General features: G+C 43.6%; 26 protein-coding genes. 17 read left to right on the top strand and 9 right to left on the bottom strand.

Going from position 1 to position 26,451, the window contains the following annotated elements; all coding sequences use genetic code 11:
- The first annotated feature begins 391 nt into the window (after positions 1-391).
- Positions 392-2,242 carry an AsmA family protein gene (locus ABD128_RS03150; protein WP_343986374.1) on the top strand — a complete coding sequence of 617 codons (1,851 nt, stop codon included), beginning with the start codon at positions 392-394 and terminating at the stop codon, positions 2,240-2,242.
- Between the two features lie 64 nt (positions 2,243-2,306).
- The gene (locus ABD128_RS03145; RefSeq protein WP_343986371.1) at positions 2,307-3,074 is read left to right on the top strand and encodes a DUF4097 family beta strand repeat-containing protein; all 768 of its coding nucleotides are present in this window, start codon (positions 2,307-2,309) and stop codon (positions 3,072-3,074) included.
- Positions 3,075-3,157: 83 nt separating this feature from the next.
- Here the strand turns inward: ABD128_RS03145 and ABD128_RS03140 are convergent, their stop codons facing one another.
- On the bottom strand, positions 3,158-3,736 hold the full coding sequence (locus tag ABD128_RS03140) for a class I SAM-dependent methyltransferase (protein WP_343986368.1): 579 nt from the start codon (positions 3,734-3,736) through the stop codon (positions 3,158-3,160).
- Positions 3,737-3,839: 103 nt separating this feature from the next.
- Here ABD128_RS03140 and uup point away from each other — a divergent pair, with 103 nt between their 5' ends.
- From uup to ABD128_RS03120, 4 genes are all read left to right on the top strand, one after another.
- A complete protein-coding gene (gene uup, locus ABD128_RS03135) occupies positions 3,840-5,732 on the top strand; it encodes an ATP-binding cassette ATPase Uup (RefSeq protein ID WP_343986364.1) in 1,893 nt (630 codons plus the stop codon).
- A gap of 79 nt (positions 5,733-5,811) precedes the next feature.
- Positions 5,812-6,393 (top strand): DNA endonuclease SmrA, encoded by a 582-nt coding sequence (smrA, locus tag ABD128_RS03130; protein WP_343986360.1) that lies wholly within the window; start codon positions 5,812-5,814, stop codon positions 6,391-6,393.
- Positions 6,394-6,405: 12 nt separating this feature from the next.
- Positions 6,406-6,807, top strand: a complete 402-nt coding sequence (locus ABD128_RS03125; protein WP_343986357.1) for a hypothetical protein — start codon at positions 6,406-6,408, stop codon at positions 6,805-6,807.
- 19 nt (positions 6,808-6,826) lie between these two features.
- On the top strand, positions 6,827-7,870 hold the full coding sequence (locus tag ABD128_RS03120; RefSeq protein ID WP_343986354.1) for a lipid A deacylase LpxR family protein: 1,044 nt from the start codon (positions 6,827-6,829) through the stop codon (positions 7,868-7,870).
- Between the two features lie 28 nt (positions 7,871-7,898).
- Here ABD128_RS03120 and greB read toward each other — a convergent pair whose 3' ends face one another.
- Together greB and ABD128_RS03110 are read right to left on the bottom strand one after the other, a co-directional pair.
- On the bottom strand, positions 7,899-8,384 hold the full coding sequence (gene greB, locus ABD128_RS03115; RefSeq protein WP_343986351.1) for a transcription elongation factor GreB: 486 nt from the start codon (positions 8,382-8,384) through the stop codon (positions 7,899-7,901).
- A gap of 11 nt (positions 8,385-8,395) precedes the next feature.
- Complete coding sequence (locus tag ABD128_RS03110; RefSeq protein WP_343986349.1) at positions 8,396-8,602, bottom strand: hypothetical protein; 207 nt, start codon at positions 8,600-8,602, stop codon at positions 8,396-8,398.
- A gap of 316 nt (positions 8,603-8,918) precedes the next feature.
- Between ABD128_RS03110 and ABD128_RS03105 the strand changes: the two genes are divergently transcribed.
- The 3 genes from ABD128_RS03105 (at position 8,919) to ABD128_RS03095 (ending at position 12,020) form a co-directional block, all read left to right on the top strand.
- Entirely contained in the window at positions 8,919-11,144 is a 2,226-nt protein-coding gene (locus tag ABD128_RS03105) for a TonB-dependent receptor family protein (RefSeq protein ID WP_343986346.1), read from the top strand.
- Positions 11,145-11,307: 163 nt separating this feature from the next.
- Entirely contained in the window at positions 11,308-11,646 is a 339-nt protein-coding gene (locus ABD128_RS03100) for a YqcC family protein (RefSeq protein WP_343986344.1), read from the top strand.
- Positions 11,647-11,666: 20 nt separating this feature from the next.
- On the top strand, positions 11,667-12,020 hold the full coding sequence (locus tag ABD128_RS03095; RefSeq protein ID WP_343986343.1) for a TraR/DksA family transcriptional regulator: 354 nt from the start codon (positions 11,667-11,669) through the stop codon (positions 12,018-12,020).
- 15 nt (positions 12,021-12,035) lie between these two features.
- On the opposite strand, the gene ABD128_RS03090 is transcribed toward ABD128_RS03095, so the two are convergent.
- The 6 genes from ABD128_RS03090 to ABD128_RS03065 all read right to left on the bottom strand — a co-directional run bounded on the left by ABD128_RS03090 (position 12,036) and on the right by ABD128_RS03065 (position 17,347).
- Positions 12,036-12,413 carry an MGMT family protein gene (locus tag ABD128_RS03090; RefSeq protein WP_343986341.1) on the bottom strand — a complete coding sequence of 126 codons (378 nt, stop codon included), beginning with the start codon at positions 12,411-12,413 and terminating at the stop codon, positions 12,036-12,038.
- A 154-nt stretch (positions 12,414-12,567) separates the two neighbouring features.
- A complete protein-coding gene (locus ABD128_RS03085) occupies positions 12,568-13,920 on the bottom strand; it encodes a sigma-54-dependent transcriptional regulator (RefSeq protein WP_343986339.1) in 1,353 nt (450 codons plus the stop codon).
- Between the two features lie 190 nt (positions 13,921-14,110).
- Complete coding sequence (locus ABD128_RS03080; protein WP_343986336.1) at positions 14,111-14,650, bottom strand: cytochrome b; 540 nt, start codon at positions 14,648-14,650, stop codon at positions 14,111-14,113.
- Positions 14,651-14,709: 59 nt separating this feature from the next.
- Positions 14,710-15,561 carry an archaetidylserine decarboxylase gene (gene asd, locus ABD128_RS03075; protein WP_343986334.1) on the bottom strand — a complete coding sequence of 284 codons (852 nt, stop codon included), beginning with the start codon at positions 15,559-15,561 and terminating at the stop codon, positions 14,710-14,712.
- A 312-nt stretch (positions 15,562-15,873) separates the two neighbouring features.
- Positions 15,874-16,929, bottom strand: a complete 1,056-nt coding sequence (gene rsgA / locus ABD128_RS03070; RefSeq protein WP_343986331.1) for a small ribosomal subunit biogenesis GTPase RsgA — start codon at positions 16,927-16,929, stop codon at positions 15,874-15,876.
- Between the two features lie 34 nt (positions 16,930-16,963).
- The gene (locus ABD128_RS03065) at positions 16,964-17,347 is read right to left on the bottom strand and encodes a 4a-hydroxytetrahydrobiopterin dehydratase (RefSeq protein WP_343986328.1); all 384 of its coding nucleotides are present in this window, start codon (positions 17,345-17,347) and stop codon (positions 16,964-16,966) included.
- A gap of 117 nt (positions 17,348-17,464) precedes the next feature.
- On the opposite strand from ABD128_RS03065, the gene orn reads away from it, so the two are divergent.
- The 8 genes from orn to hflX all read left to right on the top strand — a co-directional run bounded on the left by orn (position 17,465) and on the right by hflX (position 26,368).
- Positions 17,465-18,034 (top strand): oligoribonuclease, encoded by a 570-nt coding sequence (orn, locus tag ABD128_RS03060; protein ID WP_343986326.1) that lies wholly within the window; start codon positions 17,465-17,467, stop codon positions 18,032-18,034.
- An 8-nt stretch (positions 18,035-18,042) separates the two neighbouring features.
- Positions 18,043-19,641, top strand: a complete 1,599-nt coding sequence (locus ABD128_RS03055) for an NAD(P)H-hydrate dehydratase (RefSeq protein WP_343986323.1) — start codon at positions 18,043-18,045, stop codon at positions 19,639-19,641.
- 40 nt (positions 19,642-19,681) lie between these two features.
- Positions 19,682-20,176, top strand: a complete 495-nt coding sequence (gene tsaE, locus ABD128_RS03050) for a tRNA (adenosine(37)-N6)-threonylcarbamoyltransferase complex ATPase subunit type 1 TsaE (protein ID WP_343986319.1) — start codon at positions 19,682-19,684, stop codon at positions 20,174-20,176.
- A 61-nt stretch (positions 20,177-20,237) separates the two neighbouring features.
- Positions 20,238-21,566 carry an N-acetylmuramoyl-L-alanine amidase gene (locus ABD128_RS03045; protein WP_343986316.1) on the top strand — a complete coding sequence of 443 codons (1,329 nt, stop codon included), beginning with the start codon at positions 20,238-20,240 and terminating at the stop codon, positions 21,564-21,566.
- Positions 21,567-21,654: 88 nt separating this feature from the next.
- Positions 21,655-23,472 carry a DNA mismatch repair endonuclease MutL gene (gene mutL / locus ABD128_RS03040; RefSeq protein ID WP_343986313.1) on the top strand — a complete coding sequence of 606 codons (1,818 nt, stop codon included), beginning with the start codon at positions 21,655-21,657 and terminating at the stop codon, positions 23,470-23,472.
- Positions 23,473-23,527: 55 nt separating this feature from the next.
- Complete coding sequence (gene miaA / locus ABD128_RS03035) at positions 23,528-24,433, top strand: tRNA (adenosine(37)-N6)-dimethylallyltransferase MiaA (RefSeq protein ID WP_343986575.1); 906 nt, start codon at positions 23,528-23,530, stop codon at positions 24,431-24,433.
- A 178-nt stretch (positions 24,434-24,611) separates the two neighbouring features.
- Positions 24,612-24,962 (top strand): RNA chaperone Hfq, encoded by a 351-nt coding sequence (gene hfq, locus ABD128_RS03030; protein ID WP_425545668.1) that lies wholly within the window; start codon positions 24,612-24,614, stop codon positions 24,960-24,962.
- 116 nt (positions 24,963-25,078) lie between these two features.
- Positions 25,079-26,368 carry a ribosome rescue GTPase HflX gene (gene hflX, locus ABD128_RS03025; RefSeq protein WP_343986310.1) on the top strand — a complete coding sequence of 430 codons (1,290 nt, stop codon included), beginning with the start codon at positions 25,079-25,081 and terminating at the stop codon, positions 26,366-26,368.
- Positions 26,369-26,451 lie beyond the last annotated feature (83 nt).

Raw genomic sequence — 26,451 nt, 5'->3', positions numbered from 1 at the left:
TAAGCACAAAAAAGAAAGGCCACCCATATGAGGTGGCCTGATTCTTTTGACTAACAACTTTTACATCACTCTTTAAAATCAGTTTCTAAATGGTTCCAAATTAGGGCTACTCATTTAAAAACCGTCCTACAACTGATCATCACATGACATATAACACACGGCTCATTGTAGAACTTTGGACTAACAACAACTTATCTAACAAGTTAATAAACAACAAAGATTTTTTTTACAACAAATTTTAACAACAACAAAGAATATCTTATCTATTCACTAAGTTAGTCCACAGTTTTTACAAATAGTTCAAACAAATCGTAAGAAATTTGGTTGGAACCTTGCTCAACTAGCGTTACTCTAAGATATAGATCCCAACTTATTGATATTGCGAGTGATTATGAAACGTTTGTTTAAATGGATATTGGGCATTGTGAGTACTTTAATTGTCCTAATCTTAGCTTTAGGTATTGTCGCTGTGATTTTCTTCAACAGCGATGAGCTTAAAAATCAATTAGTTAAGAAGGTAAAGGCAGAAACCAGTGCGGACTTGGTGATAGAGAAAGAATTATCACTAAGCTTTTTCCCTTGGCTACAAATTGAAACTGGTGGTGTGACCTTATCTCAGCCAGAAAGCTTCAAAAGTGACAAACACCTAATGAGAGTGGGGCAAGTAGCAGCCAGTATCAAGCTTATGCCTCTTTTTAGTGGTGATATTGAGGTTGGCGCTATTGAGCTGTCGGGCGCAGAATTAAACCTGCTTCGCGATAACAACGGGCGCTCAAATATAGAATCGCTGGTTAATGCAAAGGAGTCAACGTCTTCTACTAAGACAAGCGATACAAAAGAAGCATCAGAATCCTCAATCTCAAAGCAAGGAAGTCTGAGTTTAGAAAGTTTGGTGCTGACAGATTTTACACTGAACCAATACGATTATGCTGAGAAGCTGAGCCAAAGTTTCCACTTGAACAAACTCGAAGTTAACGACTTTGCGCCAGAGTCGAGTACGCCGATTTCAGCAACAGGAACTTTGCAAGCAGATGGCGCTAAGACCGATTGGGGGTTATCTGGCGATCTTTGGGTCGGCGCCGATTTCAAAAAATTTAAAGTGAGCGAGTTAGATGCTGAGCTCGAGGGGCTGAGCGAGCAGTTAAAGAATATTGCTTTAACCGGTAACCTTGAACTCAATATGGCGAATAAAACTACACAAGTTCAACATCAAGGCGTAGTCCGCCTTAATGACCAACCCATTAATATCCAGCTAAACGCCGGGTTTAGTACTTTTAAGGACATTGACGTTAAGTTGAGTTCAAAGCGATTAGAGCTTGAGGGATTGATGGCGGCAACTGCTGGTCAGAATAAGCCTAAGCAAACTAAGCCACTAGACCTGTCGCCAATAGCTGACTTTCTTAAGCGTGCCCGCGTAAAAGGCCAGTTAGAGGTTGGTGAATTAGTCTTGAAGAACGCGACCTTTAATCAAGTTTCGGCAAACCTTAGAAATAAAGGTACCACGCTATTTCTTGATCCCTTTAAAGCTGATGCTTTCCAGGGGCATATGGAAACCGTAGCCAGCGTCAACTTCGCAGCGAAGCCTTTAGCTTTGTCGATTCAGCCAGATTTTAATAACATTCAAATTGGTGATTTATTGGCGGCATTTTTTGAAATGGACAAATTATCAGGTTTAGGCGAGCTTGATTTAAACATGAAAACCAATGGGGCTGGCGTAAAACAGATGCTCCAGAATCTAAGCGGTACCGGTAACTTGCAGTTAACCGATGGTGCTTTTAACGGTATCGATATCGAAAAGCTTATTCAGTCGGGTTTGAGTTTGGAGTCGCTGAATAAGCAAAACTATAGTGGTAAAACAAGCTTTGCTAACTTGAGTAGTAACATCAAAGCCAATAATGGTTTGATTGAATTGCCGGACTTTAAATTGAACTCACCTGTGTTTGATTTGGTGGGTAAGGCATCGACAAATGCAAACCAAGAAACTTTAGCAGGTAATTTCCAACTATCGTTGAAAGGCAAACTCAAAGAGTTAGTTGATCAAAAATATCCAAAGCTACAGGGGAAGGCACTTCCGTTTGAGTTAAAAGGGACTTGGGCTGAGCCGAAAGCAAGCATTGATATAGAAGCTTTACTAAAAGCCGAATATCAAGAAAAAGTCGAACAAAAGAAAGAAGAGCTGGAAGATAAAGCGAAAGATAAGTTAAAAGATAAGCTCGGTGATATTTTTAATCGTAAAAAATAGTACTAAACCTTTCCGCCACCATTCGCATCAAAATAGTAAATGGTGGCGATAATTGAGGTAAAACATGAATAGACTATATAAGTGGGTCGGGGTATTTTCGGTGGTGGCATTAGGCTTCGCTTCGTTAGCGATTCAGGCTGATGAAACAAAAAGCTACTCTAAAACTTATGACTTTTTTAAGTATGGCAGCATCAATTTAGGCAATATTAACGGTAGCATCGAGGTTATAGGCTGGGATAAGGATGAGATCGAGCTAAACTACACGGTTCGTGCTGATAGCGCTGATGATCTGAAAAACGTAAAGGTTGAAGTGAAGCACTCTAAGCAAGATCTTGATATTGAGGTGGACATTAGTTCTGGTGGCTTTATGAGCTGGGGTGGATCCTCAGGGGAGGTTTCTTTTGAGTTGAAAGTGCCAAGAGGAGTGAGCATCAACTCAATCGAGTCGATCAACGGAAGCATCAATATTTCCGGTGTTTCTGGCGAAATTCGGGCTGAAACAGTCAATGGTAAAATAGTCATTAAAAATGTTGCCAATGACGTTAAGTTTGGCACTGTGAATGGTGATGTAACGGTATATGTGGATAGCTTAAGCAGTTCGAATCGCCTAAAAGGGGACAGTGTGAATGGTGATATCGAAATCTATTTGCCTGAAAACGATGGCTTTGATCTCAAGTCGGATACAGTCAACGGTGATCTTAGTAATGACTTCGGAATTGAGGTTGATGAAGGAGAGTATGTTGGCGCCGAGATGGAAGGCAGCTATAAGGGTGGCGGGGCGCGCCTAAAATTCGACACCGTAAATGGTGATATTGAAGTCAACAAGAAGTAATGCTTCTTCGGAAATATTCACTATAAATTAAAAAGCGGCAGTTTAGCCGCTTTTTTGTGCTTAAAATATTAAAAACACAAAAGTCACATCTTCTTCATAATCACTGTATCGGGACCTGGAAATTCAATCTGATAGTTAAAAGCGCTAGCAATCCACTGGAAGGTCTTTTCTGAGAAAAAGCAGATATGCGTCTGGTCATTTTTATAATGCCAACGAGAAAAAGCCTCTAAGCTCGTCGGTCGTTTGGTCATAATGCCTAAGTAGCCACCAGAGCGCAGCAATGAGTCTAAAAGCTCAAGCTCCTTTCTCGGTTGATTAAAGTGCTCTATGGCTTCGGTGGTAGTGATGAAATCGTACTTCTTTTGCAAAACATTTTCTTGCTTATAGTAATAAATGTCGTAATTATTTACCGTAAACCCTTGAGCTTCTAGCATGGGTTTTATAGCTGGGCCTGGGCCACAGCCAAAATCTAAGCCCTGAGCATTTGGTGCCAGTTTGTTACATAGAGGAATAAGAAGCCTGTTTAGAAACTTGCGATAACCCTCATCCTCAGGGGAGTTCTGATGTAAATCATAAATGGCCTTTTCCGCATCATCAGTGACATGATATTCAGCTGGGACAAAGATCAGGTGGCATAGGCTACAATTATGGTAGCTGCGCATTTTATCTTGAAAATAATGGTGTGTGTCCAAGGAATGGCAAAGAGGGCAAGCGATAGTCATGGTTTTAAGTTAAAATGGCCTAAAATTTTTATGATGTATTTAAATGTCTTTAGTTACTTTACAGCAAGTTGAGGTCGGCTACGGCGGACCGGCACTATTAAATAAGGTTGATTTCGCTATCGAGCCTGGCGAACGTATCTGTATTATTGGCCGAAATGGGGTAGGTAAGTCAACGTTATTAAAAGTTGTTAACCGAGAAATCATTCCTGATGATGGCTCTTTGCGTTTCCAAGAAGGCGTAAAAGTGGCCAAATTAACCCAAGAAGTACCGTCTGATACTAAAGGAACGATTTTCCAGGTGGTGTCCTCAGGTTTGGGGCACGTTGGTGAACTATTGCTTCAATTTCGACAGCTCATCACAAACGTTGATGATGCTTCGATGGAAAAGATGGCTCGTGTTCAACAAAAAATTGAAGCTGAAGATGGTTGGGCGATGGATCAAAGAGTTCAGTCAGTGATTAACCGACTCGGGTTAGATGCTGATATTGAGTTTGAGGCATTATCAGGGGGAATGAAACGTCGTGTGTTATTAGCACAAGCTTTGGTTGAGCAACCAGATGTTTTACTGCTAGACGAGCCTACCAACCACTTGGATATTGAGTCGATAGAGTGGCTAGAAGGATTCTTGAAAGCCTACAAAGGAAGCATATTATTTATTACTCACGATCGCCGATTCTTAAAAAGCCTAGCTACTCGAATTGTAGAAATTGATCGTGGCCAGCTAACGTCATGGCCGGGTGATTACGACAATTATTTGCGACGAAAAGAAGAGCGACTAGCCGCCGAAGAAAAGCAGAACAGTGAGTTTGATAAAAAGTTAGCTCAAGAAGAAGTCTGGATACGCCAGGGGATAAAAGCCCGCCGAACGCGTAACGAAGGTCGAGTAAGGCGCTTAGAAGCTGCGCGTAAGGAGCATTCTGAACGCCGAAAGCTCATCGGTAACGTCGATATGAAAGCACAGCAAGCTGAGCTCTCCGGTAAGAAAGTGATTGAGGCCACGGATATCAGTATGCGCTACCAAGGTCGCCAACTGATTGAGGATTTCTCAACCCTCATCATGCGTGGCGATAAAGTGGGTATCATCGGTCCTAACGGCTGTGGTAAATCCACCTTAATCAAAATTTTGCTAGGGAACTTAAGTCCAGACCAAGGCACGGTAAAGCTTGGGACTAAGCTAGACATTGCTTACTTCGATCAGCATCGCGCGCAACTCGACGAATCCAAGTCTGCGATGGATAACGTATCTGAGGGCAAGGATATGATGATGATCAATGGCAAAGAACGCCACGTCATCAGCTACATGCAAGACTTTTTGTTTACTCCAGAGCGAGCACGAGCACCAATTACCGCTTTATCAGGTGGTGAGCGTAACCGTTTATTGTTGGCTAAAATATTAGCCAAGCCTGCAAACTTACTGATTCTCGATGAGCCCACTAACGATTTAGATATCGAAACATTAGAGCTACTTGAGGATATGCTTGAGAACTATACGGGCACTATGCTTCTTGTTTCACACGATCGTGATTTTATTAATAATGTAGTGACAAGCTCAATTGTGTTTGAAGGCAGTGGACAAGTTAATGAATATGTAGGTGGCTATGATGATTGGTTACGCCAAAGAAAGGATAAAGAGCATAAAAAGTCAGCGGCCCAGTCATCACAAAAAGCTAAGTCCGCGAGTGAAAAACCGCGCCGAAAAGCAGCTAAGTTAAGCTATAAAGACCAGCGAGAATTGGACCAGTTACCAGCCAAGATAGCCGAAATAGAGCAACAAATTGAGCAAGTTCAAAACACCATTGCTGAGCCGGAGTTTTATCAGCAAGACCATGAAAGGGTAGCTTCTGTGACCGCAGAGCTTGACAGTTACGAGTCTCAGTTAGAGCAGTTTTTTGAACGCTGGGAAGAGCTTGAAGCGATGAAGGAAGAGCTTGAGTAGCTTTTCCTCGGCTTTATAACTGAAGCAAAGATCTAACCAAAGGCCTAGCCCAATAGTGATTATGTAAAGCGGTAACCATATGTCTCATGATGATTTAGATTTATTCAAGAAAGAACTTAGTGGCGTTAAACCGATAAAAAATGATCGGGTAAACCTTCATAAGCCGAGTAATGAACCCTCGCTATCGCAGCTTGCTCGGCAGGAAGCTGCGATTGGACGTAAACCTAATCACGATCCCAACTATTTGAGTACCGATTTCATTGAGCCGGTTGAGCCGAATTCATGGTTAGAATTTAAAAGTGCAGGCGTGCAGGATGGCGTTTACAAAAAATTGAGGCTGGGTAAGTATGATATACAAGCCCAAACAGACTTACATCGGCTAACGGTTAAAGAAGCCCGTGATGAAGTGTTTTATTTTATCAAGGGGTGCGTAAAACGTGGCAAGAGAACGGTGTTGATTACTCATGGTAAGGGCGAGCGAAGCATGCCACAGGCTGTGTTGAAAAGTCATGTTAATCACTGGCTCCGACAACATGATTTAGTGATGGCTTTTCATAGTGCGCAACAAAAGCACGGCGGTTTAGGCTCGGTTTATGTGTTGCTGAAGAAAAATGAATTGGATAAGCAGCTTAATCGCGAAGCTTATAATAAAACTTTATAAAGGTCGTTAGTCATGACACGCAGGGAAAAACAGTTGATTGTCCCCAATAATAAATCTTCTGGATTATGGCGAAAAACACGCAACTTATTATTGTTGCAGGTAAAACTCTGGATCGATGCGATTCGAGATTTCGCACTTATGCCGGTAGGTCTTATCTGTTACTTGCTCGATTTGGCGAGTGCTAACAACGATGAGCGTTATTGGAACAAACTCATGAAGTGGGGGCGTAAAAGTGATCACCACATTAATTTGTTTCAGCATCACAGCTTTGAAGAGAAGCGCTCCGTGACCATCGATGATGTTGCCGATATTGTGGAGGATGTTTTAAAAACTGACGTCAAACAGTCGCAAAATACTCAGCAATTGGTTGAGACAATCAAACACCGCGTCAAAACTCGCTTTACTCAAGACTGAGTTAAGGAACTCCAATCCTATGCACCGTCACAAGTTTTTTTTATTTGGTTTCTTTTGTCTATCGTCAGTAGCAGCCAACGCTATTGAGTTGGCAGAGCTAGATGCTACAGAAAGCCACACATATAAGCAGGAAAAAGTTGGTTCATTCGCAACTTTGACCCTCGAAAATGATTTGTTCGCGGGAAAAGATGGTGGCTACACAAACGGCATTGGATATAGCTGGGGTTACGGCCCCTACAGTGACTATGCTGAAAGTGATGCCCCAAGCTGGCTTGTAGGCTTGGGTGAACTTTTGTTTATCGACGCCAGTGCGAGCAAAGAAAAAGCGGTGAGTTATAGCGTTTTTCAAGGAATGCAAACGCCAGAAAATATCGAGTCCGAGGAACTTATTGAAAACGATTTGCCCTATGCTGGCTTGTTGGGGTGGCGGGGAACTTTATATGCTTGGGATGATGATGTTGCCGATCAGTTTTCCCTGGTTATGGGAATGATTGGACCGGCATCGCTCGCAAAAGACACGCAAAAAGCCGTTCACCACATCACTGGCTCTGATAAACCACGGGGTTGGAAGCATCAGCTGCATAATGAATTTGTGTTTAGTGTCACTGGGCAGCGCAGTTGGCGCTTTACTATGGGTGACAATAATGGCAAGGGGATGGATTTCTTAACCTTTGCCAGTGCAAGCGCTGGAACATATAACTCAGAAGTGGCTACTTCAGCGATGTTTCGATATGGAACAGGCTTAGAGCAGTCATTCCCAGCGGTGAGTATATTGCCTGGGCGCGAAATAAACCCACTGGCAGGGGCGGAAGGTGAGCACTTTTATGTGTTTTTTGGTGCTCAAGCTCGCTATGTATTCAATGACATATTTGTTGATGGTAATACTTTTAGAGATAGCCATTCGGTTACGCTTAAACATCAAGGGTTCATACTTTCTACTGGTGCGGTCTGGAGTTGGCAGCAGTGGGGCATGATATTTTCTGTGGCTGAAACAAGCTCAACTTTTGAGGAGCGCCCTGGAAAAGCCCGCTTCGGCTCTTTGAGTTTTAATTATCGTTTCTAAAGCATAGAAGGCTTCTATAGTATAAATATTATTTGTGTGGGCTTGGGTATTTGATATCGACTATCCACAGTTTTTTAGTTTCTTCGGGTAGCTTAACGGTGACTTCATCGTCTAGCTGTTTTCCCAGAAGCGCTCTTGCCATCGGCGAGTCAACGCTAATATAGTTTGGCTCAACGTCAAATTCGTCGGAACCTACAATTCGGTAGACCGTCTCATAATCATCTTCGTCGACTACCGTTACTTGGGCACCGAAATACACCTTGTCTTGATTGCTAGGTATGTGTTCGATGACTTGCATTTCAGCAGTACGTTTTTGTAAGTAACGAACGCGGCGGTCGATTTCTCGTAGCTGCTTTTTGCGGTATATATACTCCGCGTTTTCGCTTCGATCGCCTTCTGCGGCAGCAGCATTGATAGCTCTCGTCACTTCTGGACGTAAGTTTTTCCACAAATGTGCCAGTTCGTTACGCAGTCGAACGGCACCAGCAGCGGTTATCAGGTTTGAACGTTTCATGGTTGTATAGATTAATTATCGTCGTCTTTTGTAGAACTGGCTTCGAGTTGCTTATCGATATTTTCAATACGTTTATTCATTTCGTCTTCAACAGCTTTAGCTTTGTCTAGTTGACGCTTCTTATAATCACTAAGCTCAGTACGCTCTTCAGGGTCAGAATTACAACCAGTAGCGAGTAACGTAAATACCACTAATAGTATGGATGTTAAGTATTTCATGCAGTTACCTTTAGTTTTATCGAGTCCTATTATATGAAGCTCCCACTCTGTCAACAATAGGCTAGCCAAATGTTATTCAACCATCGTCATGTCATGAATTGTACCGAACAAACATCGTCGATGATTTGTCAGAAATGGCTCATATAGTAGCTGTAAAAAAGCTGATAAATGTACATAAATATACCTACAAGCAAGAGCTACTGAAGGATTTTAAAAAATATAATAAAAAAGCGCTAAATATGATGGTAATCATTCTCATTTAGATTTATAATCCCGCTCAAAATCTGAAACCAACAATTTTGTTAGGAAAAAAGCAATGAAACCTACTTTTCGATTAAGCCTTTTAGCTTCCGCTATTATCGTAGGAATGACTTCAACCACCTCAACTCTCGCTGAAGAAAAAACTAGCGATGAATTGGAAGTGATTACCATTATTGGTGATAGCTCAAATACTAAAAAAATCGCAGGCTCGGCACATATCGTGACTGAAGCTGAACTTGAGCAGTTTAAATACAGCGACGTTAATCGCGCTGTGCGTCAGGTGCCAGGTGTTTATATCCAGTTGGAAGATGGCCTAGGTTTACGTCCTAACATAGGTCTTCGCGGTACAGGTACTAGCCGTACGGGCCGTGTTAGTTTGATGGAAGATGGTGTTTTGATCGCACCTGCACCATACGCAGCTTCATCAGCATATTACTTTCCAACTTTCGACCGAATTACAGGAATCGAAGTCTTAAAAGGCCCAGCCAACATCAAGTATGGTCCTTTCACAGTTGGTGGTGCGGTTAACTTAATTTCACGCCAGATCCCACAAGAGGGCGAAGGTCAGTTAAAGCTAGAAAAAGGCCAGCATGAAGAACTACACGGTTACTTCTACTACGGCGATAGCTTTGATAATTTCGGTTATTTAGTTGAAGTTAACGATCATCAATCTGACGGTTTTAAAACGATTGACCGTGTGGGCCAAGAAACTGGCTTTGAAAAGTCAGATCAGATCGTAAAGCTACGTTTTAACACAGATTCAGACGCAAACATTTACCAGCAATTGGACGTAAAATTGCAAAACTCTTATGAAGAGTCTGATCAGTCATACATGGGATTAACGGATGTGGACTTCGCAGCTAACCCATACAGAATGTACGGTGTTTCAGCAGGCGATAACTTCAAAGGTAAGCACGAGCAAGTGGTTCTTAGTTACTTTGCTGATTTGAGCGATAACTTTGACCTAAACGTTACTGCATACCAGAACGATTTTACGCGTAACTGGTATAAAACAGGTAAATTCTATACTGAGGATAGCGCTAACCCAGGCAGTTACAATAGCGTCAGCTGGTCTTCGGTAGTTGGCGAAATCAACTCTAACCGCGGCAGCGCCTTAGCGAATTACTACCAGTCAATTCTAAACGGTGGTGATAGCGGTAATGACCTAATCGATAAAGTTGATGGCAACCGAGCTTATTTAAGCGAAGGCATTCAGGCGCGCTTAGACTGGAGCTTTATGACTGGTAGTGCCGATCACTTTATGCAGTTAGGTGTGCGTGTGCATGAAGACGAAGCCGATCGCTTCCAGCGTCGTGGTTATTTCAAGCAAGAAAACGGTCAATTAGTATCCGTTGACCCAGGTGTTTGGGGTGATGCAGGTAACCGAATTGATTCAGCCGAAGCAACTTCATACTACTTAACCGACGTTATTACTTGGGGCGACTGGACATTAACGCCAGGCGTTCGTTATGAAGACGTTGAGTTAAGACGTGATAACTGGGGTTCTGCGCCAGATCGCTCTGCGGCGGCTAGCGTGCGCACTAATAGTGTATCAGAAGTATTACCTGGCTTTGGTGCTGTGTGGGCAATTAACGATACAACCAGTGTATTATTCGGCGCTCACAAAGGCTTCGCACCTCCAGGAAGTAGCGCGAGCGACAAGCCTGAAGAGAGCTGGAACTACGAAATGGGGCTACGCTTTAGTGGTTCACAATACTCTAGCGAGTTAATTGCTTTCTACAGTGATTACGAAAACTTGTTAGGCGAATGTACGCTAGCCAACAGCGGCTGTGACATCAACAACGAGGGCGACAAGTTCAACGGTGGTAAAGCTGAAGTTAAAGGTATTGAGTTGCTTGTTAGCGGTGAGTTTGCTGAAAATTGGCCAGCACGTTTAAGCTACACCTTCACCGAAACTGAGTTTAACAGTTCGTTCGATAGTAACGTTTGGGGTTCGGTAGACGCGGGTCAACCGATTCCATACATTCCTGAAAATCAGGCGCAACTATTGATGGGTTATGACAACCAGAAGTGGAGCATCCTGACTAGCATTAACTACACTGATAGCGTTTGTACTAAGCCTGCGTGTGGTGAGTTCCAGCGTACCGAAGAAAGAACTTTGATTGATGTTTCTGGCGAAGTTCAAGCCAATGATAACGTTGCATTCTATGCCACTATCGAAAACATCACTGACGAAGACACCATTGTCGCTCGTGAGCCTTATGGCGCGCGCCCAGACAAGCCAAGAACAGCGAAGATTGGTGTAAAACTATCATTCTAATCTAACTCTCTGTGTCGAAAAAGCCCGCTCTTTGCGGGCTTTTTTATGGGAGGCTTTTATCTGGTCCTTTGACGTTTTGCCTGAAAAAAGCCTAGCCTAAGACTCTGTAATCAAGCTGAGAATGGTGTAAAATTAATGTTATCAGTTGAAAAAACTAACGCTTATGAAACAAATTAATTGGTTTGAAGAGTATTTAAAAGCCTTTGATCGCATTGAAAAGCGATTAATCGAATTGGATCTATGGTCTGAAAAACGTCCGTCTGCAGAAGCTTTTGAAAGCACCATGCCGTTTTGTGTCGATACATTAAAGCTTGAGCAGTGGATTCAGTTTATCTTTTTACCAAAAATGCGGCGTAGCGTTGAGCGCAACGAGTTACCGCCGGGGCCCGCTAAGCTAGCACCTATCGCAGAAGAGGCGTTTAAGGAAACCGAGGACGCGGAAAAGTTAATTAAAGCGATCCAGAAGTTTGACGAAGTGTCTCACTTGAGCCATTTGCATTAATCCCTACTTACAGGGGGCGTATGAATTCAGCATTAAAAAACAAGTATCGAAAACAGCTGCTGGATTTAGAGTCGGAGCTTATGGAGCTTTTAGGGTTATCATCAGAGGCGAGTAAGGCGGTTGAACTGGATCAAGCACGTATGGGGCGAGTGACTCGAGGCGATGCGATGCAGCAACAAGCGATGATTAGTGCTGCCCATCTGCGTGATGAAAAACGCTTGCTTGCCGTACGTAGAGCCTTGAAGCGTATCGAGCGCGATGAGTTTGGTCACTGCTCTGAGTGCGGTGAAGACATCAAGGAGGCTCGCTTAGAAATAGCTCCTGAAATAGAGTTGTGTTTGGACTGTCAGGCTATTTTTGAAAGGCAACAGTAAAAATCACTGACTGAATTAACGGAAAAACTCTTCGGCATTGATGCCTTTAGATGGCTTGGGGTTAACCTCTTGCAGTGGGTGTTCCCAGGCGTACTGTTTTAAATCTACCTTACCTTTTCTAACCTTGACCCCTTCTTTTTCGAGCAAAGATTGCTGGATGGCATAATGGTCGCTGTCTGGTGAGAAAGCGATTTTTCCGTTAGAACCGATGACTCTTTGCCAAGGCAGATTTTTCCTGTCTGGTGCCGAGCCGAGAGCTTTGCTGACGTGCCTAGCATGTCTAGGGTAACCTGCTAATTTTGCTATGTAACCGTAGCTAGTGACTTTGCCTTTTGGGATCTTGTTGACCCAGTAATAGACTTGTTGTCGAAATTTATCCATATCGCTATTCATGATAAATCCTAAAGCTTTGAGTTAACATTTTAATGCGTTAAGTATAACGGGTTTTACGATGTACTTCTTTACCAAGCTTACTGCTAGCGTTAATGATATAGCATGAGACTTTTCATATTGCCTATTGGCTACCATTGTGAGTCGTCTGTATTCATTATAAAAGGATCTCGTGCTTTGATATCAGGCGATAAAGACTTGTTCTTGAGATCCCCAAATCTTTCGCGGCTTTAGAGTGATTGTAGCCTGCCTGTGCAATGGTTCTGACAACAATATCTTTCTCTACCTTATCGCGTGCATCTTTAAGCGTTAGGTTATGGAGGTGGTTATCATTGGGTAACTCCAAATGCCTTTCATTGATAATGTCGTCATCGGCTAAGATGATAGCGCGTCGAATTCGATTCGTGAGTTCTCTAACATTCCCCGGCCAATGATATTGCTGCATCGCTTCTAGAGCGCTTTGGGTGAATTTTTTTTGTTCATTTTCGTCGCAGAAGTGGGCTAAGAAATATTGTGCGAGGGGTTTTATGTCTTGATGGCGTTCACTTAGGGTGGGAACTTCAATCGTAGTGGTTGATAAGGCACTATATAGCTCTTCGCTGAAGAGATTTTTCTGAACAAGCTGACGCAAATCGCTACTACTGCTCACTAAAATGCGACAGTTACTGCTCGTGGCTATAGTTGAGCCGAGGGGAAAAAAGATTTGTTGCTCTAGATATTGAGCCAGGCTCGGTTGAAGTGACAGTGGCAGCTCCTCAATATCTTTTAAAAGTAAAGAGCCTTGGTGGCACTGAGCGATCTTACCTACTTTTGCATCACAATTAGGATAAAGGCTCCCTTCTTCGTGCCCAAACAGCTCGGAGTTAAGCAATGCTTCTGAAGCAGCTCCGCAACTGATACTGTAAAAGGGGCCAGCTGAAGCTAGCGAACTCTTGTGCAGTAAACGACTAATAAATGTTTTTCCAGTACCGCACTCTCCGCTAATAAGCACTGCTGAGGATTCTTTCGACAAACCTAATATTCTGTTTCTAAGCCTTTCGGTTTCTTTTGAGTGGCCGATAAGATCATCTTGGTTATTTTGTACTTTGTAATGCTTAAGCTTTTGGCTTTGTAGATGAGCCATACCAAAGGCGTGTCCAATAGTTGCTAATAAATGGTCGTAGCGAAGAGGTTGGCGATGATAATCATAAAACAGATGACTGAATAATATACTTGGATGAGTTTCTAGCCAGTGTTCTGAAGGGACTATCGCTATCCACTTTGTAATAATATTTAAAGTGGAAAGGGTTTCTAATTCTGATGAGTCTGGGATTTGCTCTTTATCGAAGTAGATAATAACGACTTCAAATCGGTGTTGCTTAAACAGTTTTTTAAATTCTTTCAAGTTGGATGCGATGTAAGCACACCAACCTCTCGCTTTGAGCTTTTGCTGTAGTCTAGTCGAAACATCCCCATAGTTGAGGATTAATGTCGCGCGAGCCTGTCCGCTAGGCTCCAGTAATTGATTCACTGCGGCCCCTCCTGTTCACAAATCCATCTAGAGCCTTTATGCGTTAATTAGAGAAATTAATTAACGGACTCTTAGTATATAAAACGATCCTTTGTTTAAATCATGCCACAGCTTTAAGCATTTGTGTATAGATTAAGTGTATAAGTTATTGACACTTGTACACCAATTAACAGAAGTTATAGGCTTTTCGTTACAAGATACGGCTTAACACGTCAGTGTTTTTGTTTTTATCAATGAAGCGGTGTTTGAGAGAGCCTAAGATATGAAGCACTACGAGGCCGAGCAAAATGTAGGGCAAGATCCCATGCGCTGAAAGAGCTTTTTCTGAGTTATCCATGTTATCGGGGACAAACCCAGGCACTTCTATACCAAACCACTCCACAGGAAAACCGGCAAAGTCAGACATTAAGTAACCAGAAATAGGGACAAGAAGCATCAGGAGATATAGTAAAAAGTGTGTCACCTTAGTGAGTACTTTCTCCCAGCCAGATAACTCGCTGGGTAATTTCGGAATAGGGCTGAAGAAGCGCACCAATAGGCGCAGTACAATTAGGCCTAATAAGCTGATGCCGATTGACTTATGGATTGGATAGATATCATATTTGATTGGGTCTTCGTCAGGGAGCCCTGCCATATACCAGCCGACAGCAATCATGCCGAGAATTAAAAGCGCAATAAGCCAATGCAGAATTCGCATCAGCAATGTGTACTTGTTAGTGTTTGAGGCCATAGTCCCGACTCCGATTGCTTGAGTTAAAAAGCGCTAGTATTTATTGCGCCTTATAAACTTTACTTCTTTTGTGCCAAAGGCGTTCCCATAATCGTTGGCGCGTAAGCTTTCATGTTGGCTTCCCACTCAATCGAGTCTTTAGGGAACAGTAAAATAACCGTTGAGCCAAGCTTAAAACGACCCATCTCAGCACCTTTTTCTAACTGAATATCCTTGTCGTTGTAATCCCAAACTTTGATATCGTCGCGAGTCGGTGGCGTGATTGTGCCTTCCCAAACGGTTTCAATACTACCAACAATGGTCGCGCCGACGAGCACCATGGCCATAGGGCCGGCTTCAGTATCGAACATGGCCACGACACGCTCATTACGAGCAAATAGGTTTGGTACATTTCGCGCCGTCAAAGGGTTTACGCTAAACAGTTTACCCGGCACATGTAGCATTTTAGTAAGCTTACCCGTCATCGGCATGTGAACACGGTGGTAATCTTTCGGTGATAAATAAATGGTCGCGAATTCGCCATCTTCAAAAGGCTTTGCTAACTCTGCATCGCCGCCAAGTAGAGTCTTTGCGCTGTAACGATGGCCTTTCGCTTGGAAAATAAAACCTTGCTCAATAGGACCAAGCTGGCTCACTTTACCATCGGCTGGATTAACAATAACCTCATCGCCTTCGGTAATCGGGCGCACGTCAGGTTTAAGACTGCGCGTAAAAAAATCGTTGAAGGTTTCATAGTCTTCAGGGTTTTCACGCTCGGCAATGCTCATATCAATGCCGTATTTCTTAATAAACCACTTAGCGAAAGTGTTTTTAATAGTGGCGTTTTTGCTCTCCGCGATTTTGCCCATCAATAAAGACAAGCCGTGCTGCGGGATAAGGTACTGTAATAAGACTTTTAATTTATCAGCCATGTTGGTTTTGACCGTTACTATGGTAGTGGTTACTTTAATTGATTGAATTGTAACTTAAATATTGTATTCAGACTACGGGTAGTCTTTTCGCCCTTTTCTTTGCTCGTCCAAAGAAAAGGGCGAAAAGAAAAGACGCCCCATGACGTTAGGCCCTTCGGGCTTCCCTTATTCATTAATTTATGACGTGCCGTCAAACGAAACGTCCTGTTTCGTTTTGACTAAATTAGGCTGTCCTGCCTAATTTACACTATAAATTCATTTCATTGCGGCTAACTTTAAGGGGGCAGGGAAAGCGTACTCAATAGGTTACGTCTAACTGAACTGCTGATCGTAATTCTGAATAAGGTGGTGATAGTTTTTCATGCGTGATGGCGCTATCTCACCATTTTTCGCCGCTTCAAGCACAGCGCAGCCAGGCTCTTTGATGTGCTTACAATCTCTAAATTTACAGTTCTCGGCAATTTTATAGATCTCGATAAAACCTTGTTGGATGTCATGGTCTTCAAGATGCCACAGGCCAAACTCACGAACTCCCGGCGAGTCGACAAGAAAGGTTTCTTGATCTAAGCGGTATAAACGCGAGGCGGTTGTGGTGTGAGTTCCTAAACCTGAATTTTCCGAAATATCGGCGGTGGCTACGTCTAAATCTGGGAATAGATATTTAATTAAGGTTGATTTACCAACACCAGATTGCCCCGCTAATAACAACTGCTTTCCGCGAAGATCTTCAACTAGCTGTTCTACTTTGTGACCATGTTTGGCGCTGATAAAGTATATCGGGTAGCCGATGTCTTTGTAGGTCTGCAGGCGCTTCTGGATCTCGTCTTTTTCTTGCTCATCAAGCAAGTCCCACTTATTAAAAATCAGCCAAACTGGAATATTGCTGGATTCGGCCGCCACCAAGTAGCGATCGAGCAGCATTTCGGAAAAGCCAAGCTCGGGCGCTAGTAGGAGCGCGATAAGATCGATATTGGCAGCGACAGGTTTAATTCCGTGATGCGGGGTTGGGCGCTTCAGTAGGGATTTACGTTCCTCAAAACGCACCAGTACGCCAGTATTGAGTTTATCTTGTCGCTGGAAAGTGGCTTTGTCGCCAACCACAGGCACTTCTTTGGCGCGTCTCAAAAAGCATCGAATGGTATTGAAGTCTTGATCGGCGATATCGACTTGCTGTCCAAAACGACTAATGACTATGCCATGCTCTTCAGGACCGAGGCTGTCTCTCTCTATTGGTGCCGGCTCGATTGAAGTCGGCTTGCTCGAATCTGTCGCTATTGAGGGAGTCTCAGTTTTAACTGGACTGTTCTTAGCAAAGCTTCTTTTTCTTTGTTTGCTCTTTTGAGGAGTTTGCTTGCGTTTCTTTCCCAAAGTTTGACCTTTTCTGTGGTTGTGCGACTAACGTTTAATCTTGTAAGTTCGGGCCAAACGAGCCATTATTGTCTAAGGCGTCGATGTGCGCGGCACAAATCAGATCGTTTAAGCATAAGCTGTTACCAGCATCATGAGTGGTGTAACGCACTAAGCAATGACCATAGCTCACCTCTAAATCAGGGTGATGTGCTTGTTTGTTAGCGATCCAAGCTACAGCGTTTACAAATGCCATGGTGTGGTAGTAATTTTTAAACTTAAACTTTCGTGATACTTCGCCTTTTTCAGCATCATAGTGCCACTCTGGAAGCTGCTCTTTTAACAAAGAATCGCGAGTGTCGTTATCCAATGGCTTTTTTGAATCGTCGTTATGTACGCACTGTTGAGTCGAAAGTTGCATTGATGCTACCTGCTCCATAATTACTCCAAAAATCGTTAAAGTTTGTGGCCAGCGCCACATGTGTTTAAATTATTGTCTATAATAACGTAACTAGCAGCATATTTTTAGCAAAACTCAATATAACAGGAGTGTTTTGTGGCACAAAGTGCAGATAATTTAATTTGGGTCGATCTTGAAATGACGGGGTTGGATCCTGAAACCGATAAAGTCATCGAAATCGCCACCATTGTTACCGATAAAGATTTGAATATTTTGGCGGAAGGGCCGGTTATCGCGATTCACCAAGATGACGAGACTCTAGAGAGCATGAACGAGTGGTGCGTGGTACAGCACGGTAAGTCAGGACTTACTCAGCGCGTTAAAGACAGCACCGTTGACGAAGCTGAGGCTTCAAGGCTCACCATCGAGTTTCTTAAAGACTGGGTGCCAGAAGGTAAATCTCCGATGTGTGGCAATACAATCTGCCAAGATCGCCGCTTTATGGTGAAGCATATGCCAGAGCTAGAGCGTTATTTCCATTACCGCCATGTTGACGTTAGCACGTTAAAAGAACTGGCGCGTCGCTGGAAACCTAGTATTCTTCCTGGCTTTACAAAAAGTGCGACTCACTTAGCGCTGGACGATATTCGCGAGTCGATCGCGGAATGTGCCTACTATCGTGAGCACTTTATTGATCTAACTGAATCAAGTGCTGAGTCGGACTAAAGAAACCTATGCAGCCCTTATTTTCTGTTGATAGCATAAAAAAGATTGAGCGAAATTTCGCAAAGCAAGAGGGTATTGAGCTGTATGAATTAATGCAGCGCGCGGGCGCCAGTGCTTTTGAGCAAGCGAGACGACTGTGGCCACAAGCGGGTCACTGGCTGATTGCTACTGGCGCTGGCAATAACGCAGGGGATGGGCTTGTTGTAGCAAGGCATGCGCTGTTGGCAGGCTTTGACGTGACGTTGGTTGCTATAAAGCCCTACAGAGAATTTAGGGGTGACCCGGAAAAAGCGTGGCAAGAGTTGCTCTCGATAAAAAAAGATTCGCATCAAAGGTTCGACATCCTTGGCCTTGAACAAGCGCTTGATACGGACTTATCTAGCGCAGACTTAGTGGTCGATGCTCTGCTTGGAACTGGCGTAAAAGGCGCATTAAAGGACGAGTATTGCCAAATTCTTGAACGACTAAACCAGTTATCAAGGCCTAAACTAGCGCTTGATATCCCCACCGGTATTTATGCCGATAGTGGGCTTTGTTCGACTAAAAATGGTAAAGATACAGTATTTCAAGCCGATGCAACGGTTAGCTTTGTGGCTTTGAAAACCGGCCAGCGTTTAAATCAGGCTTTGCAGTACCAAGGCGAACTTATACTCGAAACCTTGGGCGTGCGCCATGCCTTAAGTTTCGGGGAAGAGCCTGAAGCTTATGGCTGTAACCTACAGCAGCTCAAAGAGAAGCTTCCTACTCGACATGACGTAGGTTCTAAGTTTGATTGTGGGCATGCGCTATTAATCGGCGGCGGTGCGCACTTGGGCGGTGCAGTCATTTTGGCCGCTAGCGCTGCTTTGAAGTCTGGTGCAGGGATGGTTTCTGGCTGGATCCACCATTCTCAGCAAGCTGCTGGCTTAAGCGTGTGTCCAGAAATCATGTGGCGCGGTTACAATAGCCATTCAGACTTTCAAGAGCTGGCAGATCTGAGTCGCTATCAGGCAGTTGGCTTTGGCCCTGGCTTAGGGCGAGATTCGACCGCGGAACAAATCTTCTTAGATGTGATTACCAAACTGCAAGCGACTGATATTCCATGTGTTTTGGACGCCGACGGTTTATACTGGCTGGCTAAATATACGTCAGTGCCATTGCCGGTACAAAGCGTATTGACGCCACATGCGGGTGAAGCGTGTCGTCTACTAAACGCGCAAGAAGAAGATGTGTTTTCGACAGGTCGCATCGAACCTCAGTTAAGCGTAGATACAGCTTATGTCACGCAAAATCGCATTAAAGTTGCTCAAACATTGGCAAAAAAATATAGTGCTATCTGTGTCTTAAAAGGCGCAGGCACGGTGATTAGTGATGGCGAGCAAGCTCTTGTTCTCGCCGGTGCCCATCCTGCCATGATGACCGCCGGATTAGGCGATGCTTTAACTGGCTTAATCACCAGCTTTATTGCCCAAGGGGCGAAGCCTTGGGATGCGGCATTGCTGGCGACGGAAATTCATTATGAAGCTGCGCTTAGCGTTGCTGCGAATCGTCGCCGTGGCGTAACCGCGAGCGAAGTCATAGAGGGTTGCTCGATATTGGTTAATCAATTGGATCAAGTCATCAATTAATACGAAGAAAAGAATGTTAGATAAAAACTGGGAATCTTAAGTGGAAAACAAAACAGATGAACAACCGAAGCTGAGTTTCTTGCTGGACGATGAAAGCGAAACCGTTGCCTTAGGGCTTGCTCTCTCTAAATTATTGCCGTCGTCATTCGTGATCTACCTTTATGGCGATTTAGGTGCGGGTAAAACCACTTTTGTGCGTGGCGTTTTACAAGGCCTGGGTCACCAAGGTGCAGTCAAAAGTCCTACCTATACCTTGGTTGAGCCGTATCAACTACAACATAAAAACGTCTATCACTTTGATTTATATCGCCTAGCGGACCCCGAGGAACTTGAGTATATTGGCATTCGAGAGTATCACGAAGACGACACCTTATTAATCTTTGAGTGGCCTGATAAAGGCGCTGGAATGATACCCTCTGCTGACCTTGTGATTGAATTAGAATATAAAGGCTTGGGGCGTAAAGCAGACTTTATATTTACCGATAAAGCACTGGGGCAAGAAATTGCACAAAAAATTCGGCAAATAATCGGCTAAAACTAGCCAAACTACGTGAACTTGTGCCAAAATCAAATGGAGTCGTAACTGCAAAGTGACAATGATAAAAAAGCATCTGACGAAAACATTATTCGCCACAACCTTTTGTGCCACAGTATTGATGTCCAGTTTTGCAGCACAGGCTGCCGTCATCAAAAGCATGAGGTTTTGGCAATCTCCAGAATCGACCCGTGTGGTTTTTGATTTAACCTCTCCTGTCGAGCATGAGCTATCTGTCCTTAAAAATCCTGATCGTATTGTCGTCGATATCCCCGATTCTCGGGTTTCTGTTGACTTAAACCAACTTGAAATTAAAAGTGACTTGGTTAAACGAGTCCGTCAAAGCAAACCACCAAGAGAAGGGGTTTTGCGACTGGTTCTGGATTTAAACAAAAGTGCCGAGCCTAAAAGTTTCTCCCTAAAACCTTATCAAGAGTACAGTGACCGTCTTGTCATTGATTTGTTGAACGAAAAACGCGAAGCGATTAAGCCACCCGAGTCAGCCGTTGGTTCGAATCGCGATATCGTGATTGCTGTCGACGCCGGACATGGTGGAGAAGACCCAGGAGCCCTAGGGCCTAGCGGAACTCGAGAAAAAGATATTGTGCTAAAGCTTTCTAAAGAGTTAGTCGATGCGATTAACGCAGAGGATGGCCTTAAAGCGGTTATGGTGCGAACTGGCGATTATTATATTCCGCATCGTAAAAGAACCGATATTGCTCGCAAAAATCGAGCCGACTTATTCGTGTCGGTTCATGCTGATGGTTTTAAAAGCCCTAAGGCTAGAGGTGCTTCGGTCTGGGTTTTAAACCTATACGGAGCTAAGTCAGAAGTCGCGCGGTGGATGAAGCTACAAGAAGAAAAGTCTGAATTGTTAGGCGGTGTTGATAGTACCGTTGTGTTATCTGAGTATGACAACTCGGTGCGTTCGGTTCTGCTGGACTTGCAGATGGAAAGTTCAATTGCAGAAAGCTTCAAAGTTGGAAAAAAAGTGCACTCTGCAATGAAACGTGTGGCCCCGAAAATGCACAAAAACCATGTGGAAGAGAACTCGTTATTAGTCCTTAAAAATCCTGATATTCCATCAATTTTGGTGGAGTCAGGCTTTATTTCCAATCCGACCGAGGAACGGCTCTTAAAAACCAGCCAATACCGTAAGAAGCTAGCTACATCGGTGAAAGATGGGATTGTTGAGTATTTTAAGAGTCACGCTCCAGATGGTACTAAGTTTGCAAATCTATACCGTAAAAATATTTACCATGTGAAACGAGGTGATAGCCTCATTAAAGTCGCTAAACGCTTTAATACAAGTGTTAACGAAATTAAAAAAGTAAATAAAATGAATTCAAATACGGTGCGGATCGGGCAGAAACTTGTTATTCCAAACTAATGATTCATCATCGTTAATGAGTCGATAGTTACTGCGTTCGACCTTAAGTTTGGTTTGTATCCAAACAGTATTGTCCTGAGTGATTGATATGCATATTAAAAAGCTTTCCCCATTATTAGCGAACCAGATTGCTGCCGGCGAGGTCGTCGAGCGACCGTCCTCAGTGGTGAAAGAGTTGCTAGAAAATGCAATTGACGCTGGGGCCAAGCGAATTCAGGTGGATATTGAGCGCGGTGGTGCGCGATTAATTCGTATTACAGACGATGGCCATGGTATTGAACGTGAGCAATTAGAGCTCGCTTTAGCGCGCCACGCGACCAGTAAAATTACTCAAACTGAAGATTTGAAAGCAATTCATACCTTAGGCTTCCGTGGAGAAGCCTTGGCCAGTATCAGCTCTGTCGCGAAACTGACATTAAGCTCCAAGGCTCAAGCAGCCAGTGATGACAGTGCTGGCTGGTCAGCTATCGCTCAAGGTCACGACATGGCTGTAGAGATTCAGCCTAGACCCATGCCAGCGGGCACCATTGTTGAAGTCCGAGATTTATTTTTTAACACGCCAGCTCGTCGCAAGTTCTTGCGAGCAGAGCGGACGGAATATGTGCACATCGAAGAAACCATGAAGCGTGTAGCTCTCGCTTCGCCAAGCGTTGCTTTTACCTTAAAGCACAATGGAAAGGTCACTAAGCGCATTCCTGCGGCAAAGTCCGAAGAGCAGCAGAAACAGAGAATTGGTGCGATAGTAAGTAATAACTTTTTACGCCAAGCACTGTATCTGGATACCTCAATTGATAGCTTACGAATATGGGGCTGGCTGTCGAGCCCTGAGCATCACCAAAACTCAAGTTTTAGCCAATACGTCTTTGTCAATGGCCGAGCCGTTCGTGATAGAACGTTAAACCATGCAATTAAACAGGCCTACCAAGAATTGTTGCCCGCGGGTCGTGTGCCGGCTTATGTGCTGTATTTAGAGCTCGACCCCGAAAAGGTGGATGTTAATGTTCACCCTACCAAACATGAAGTGCGCTTTTCTGACGCGCGTCAAGTGCATGACTTTATTTCTCGTGCTGTGGCTGAGGCTTTAGAGCCACAAGCCGAGACTTTGCTTGCTGATGAATTATTACAGGTCGAAGAAGTTGAACGAGCCTATATTCCGCAAAATAATTCTTTTAAAGATCAATCTAAAGATAAGTATTATCATCCGCGCTTTGAGGCAGGAGTAGCGGTTGAACAAGAGACTCCTTCAGTTTCGAGAACACAGGTTCAGCGCGAGCGTCACTACAGCTCTTATGCGCCTAAACCTGGAAGCAGAAATACAAATAATCAAGAAGGCCAATACATCCTGGTGTCTGAGCGTTTCTTGTTGCAGCCAATCGATTCAGGCGTATTATTACTTGATATTAAAGGCTTCTGGCTTGATTACAGCGCACAGCTTTTGCAGCAAGAGTGGGGCAAAGAGACTTTAAAACGAAAGCCTCTATTGATTCCCGAACGATTAGGAATCCCTGTTGAAGCGGTGTCAGAAAGGTACTTAGAGCTTTGGAATAAACTTGGATTCGATTTGAATGTTACCGGCCCAAAATCGGTGGCATTACGTCAAGTTCCAGCATCGCTATTGCACATTAACATTAAACAACTGGCCCAAGATGTGCTGTACGCTACGGCCAGTGTTTCGCACAGCATTTCACTGCAAGAATTACAGAGGTTATTATTAGAAAAGCTAAGTGTTCATTGGTGGCCTGATTCAAATCAGTCGTGGCTAGATTTATTAAACCCACAAAATTGGAAAGAGTCGAAATTCTGTCAAAAACTGTCTGAGTCCGATTTGGCCAGCTGGCTCATGACTAAGCAAGCCTCAGATACATTTTCTCAAACTCAATTACACTCAGCTAACACGCAGCATTAACAAGGTAAACAGCTTGCCATCTTCAACAAATACTAAACCTAAAGCCATATTTATCATGGGCCCAACCGCCTCCGGCAAGACAGATCTTGCAATTCGCCTGGTACAAGAGCATCAATGTGACATCATCAGCGTCGATTCAGCGATGGTTTATAAAGGATTAAACATAGGTTCGGCCAAGCCTTCAGCTGCAGAGCTAAACCTTGCGCCACACCGATTAATTGATATTTGTGACCCATCGGAGCCGTATTCTGCGGCGCAGTTCCGCGAAGATGCATTAGCTGAAATGGCGGATATTACCGCTAAGGGTAGGACTCCACTACTGGTCGGCGGAACTATGCTTTATTATAAAGCGCTACTAGAAGGCATGAATAATTTGCCTGACTCTGATCCGTCGATACGACAACAATTACAAACACGTTTAAATGAAGAAGGTCTAGCAAGTCTCCATAAGGAGTTAATGGACGTTGATCCGGAGTCGGCTCATCGTATCCATGAAAATGATCCACAAAGAACCCTGCGGGCGCTAGAGGTTTACTACATTACTGGTAAGCCACTATCAGTATTGCACCAAGAACAAAAGCAAGAAGAGTTTCCTTATGATGTCACGCAAATAGCCATAGCTCCCAATGATAGAGCTTTTTTACATGCTCGAATTGAGAAGCGGTTCCAAATAATGATGGAACAAGGGTTGCTTAATGAAGTCAAAGCCTTATATCAACGTGGCGACTTAAATAGCGATCTACCCGCTATTCGTTCCGTTGGTTATCGACAAATGTGGCAATATTTAGAGGGTGAATTGACTTTAGAGGAAGCGGTAGAGCGGGGAATTATAGCCACTAGACAATTAGCGAAACGTCAGTTTACATGGTTAAGGAGCTGGTCAGATTTGCACTGGATTAACTCTGAAGACGGGGAATCTAAGATATATCAAGACGTGACGCAATTGTTAAAAATGAGTTAAATAACGGCATATCCTATTGATATATCTCGATCTGCCTGATTAATTCATGTACACTTTACTTTGGAATTTGTTCCAAAAACGATTTGTAGTAGTACTAAAAAGAGTTGGCTTTAAAAGCGTTGTTTGCATAAAAAAAGCTAATCCAATAAACATAAATTAATAATGACGGGAGAGTGAAATGTCAAAAGGGCAATCATTACAAGACCCTTTCTTAAACGCACTGAGACGTGAGAAAGTACCTGTATCGATTTATCTAGTTAACGGTATTAAATTGCAAGGCCAAATCGAATCATTCGATCAGTTTGTGATTTTACTAAAGAACACTGTTAGCCAGATGGTTTATAAGCACGCAATATCGACAGTGGTACCAATCCGTAACGTTCGCGGACATTACCAGAATGAAAATGGTGGTCAACGTGACGATCAGGGTGGCCAAGGGGGTATTGGCGGTCCAAGCGGTGGTATGGGTGGTCCTATGTCTAGCGGTAGCGGCGGTGGTTACACCGGTGGCCCTATGGGTGGACTGTAAACCACACAAGCTTTGATCATCAGTTAAGATCCAAATTATCGACTCGCTGGTTTATTTCAGCGGGTCGGTCTACACTATTCATTTCATAAAGTCTGCCGAAATTTTGAGGTTGCCTATTGTTTGACCGTCATAGTGGTGGTGATTCCGCCATCTTGGTTCATATCGATTTCGATCAAGAATCAAATCAAGAAGATTTACACGAGTTTGTTGAGTTAGCGCGCTCCGCTGGTTTAGATGTGATGGATATCATTACGGCTAAACGTCATTCTCCTGATCCCAAGTATTTTATTGGTAAAGGCAAAATTGAAGAAATTCAGAGTGCCAAACAAGCAACAGACGCTAACGTCATTATTTTTAATCACAATCTCGCACCGTCGCAAGAGCGTAATATTGAGAAAGTTGCCAAATGTCGGGTGATTGATCGCATTGGTCTTATTCTTGATATTTTTGCCCAGCGAGCTTTTACATTCGAAGGGAAACTTCAGGTTGAATTAGCACAACTGCGCCACTTATCAACACGCTTAGTCAGAGGTTGGACTCACCTTGAGCGTCAAAAAGGTGGTATTGGTATGCGCGGACCTGGTGAAACCCAGCTGGAAACCGATAGACGACTGGTTCGTGATCGAATTAAGCATATTGAGAAACGTCTTGATAAAGTAGGGCGTCAGCGCGAGCAAGGACGTCGTTCACGTAAAAGAGCAAATATTAAAACCGTTTCAATCGTAGGTTATACCAACGCAGGGAAGTCGACCCTATTTAATTTATTAACCGAGTCTAAGGTTTTGGCGGAAGATAAGCTGTTCGCTACGCTAGATCCAACCTTGCGTCGGCTGGCTCTGCCACAAGGTAGTGACGTGATTTTGGCTGACACAGTGGGCTTTATTCGGCATCTGCCGCATGAGCTTGTCGCAGCTTTCCGTGCAACCTTAGAAGAATCTGTAGAAGCTGATATTTTACTGCACGTAATTGATGCGGCCAGTGAACGCCGCGATGAAAATATCGAGCAAGTAGTCGAGGTTCTCACGGATATTGGCGCTAACGAAATCCGTACTTTAGAAGTCTACAACAAAATTGATATGATAGAGGGCGCTGTGCCACGTATTGAGCGTGATGATGGAGGTATACCGATTCGCGTGTGGACGTCGGCAGTAAAAGAGCAAGGAATTGATTTACTGCTCGAAGCGCTAGAAGAGCTAGCAGAGGAAAAGCAATTCTCTGCAAGACTACAGTTGCCGCCACAAGAAGGCCGTTTGAGAGGGTTGCTGTATGAATTGCAAGCTATTGAAAAAGAAGATGTTGCTGATAATGGTGACATGCTTCTAGAGATTCGGCTAGAGCAAGCAGACTGGGTTCGATTAGGACGGCAGTTGGAAAAAGATTTGGAACAGTTTGTTCTTAGTTCATGATATTATAAGCAAAGAATATCAAAGAACGAATAACTAGGGCTACTAAGCCCTTGTTTTATTTGTGATTAACATTAAACGTAATT

The organism is Kangiella japonica, assembly GCF_039523535.1.
Taxonomy (GTDB): Bacteria; Pseudomonadota; Gammaproteobacteria; order Enterobacterales; family Kangiellaceae; genus Kangiella; species Kangiella japonica.
Note: the sequence above shows the minus strand (reverse complement) of the source record. Positions and strands in the feature narration are given on the sequence as shown.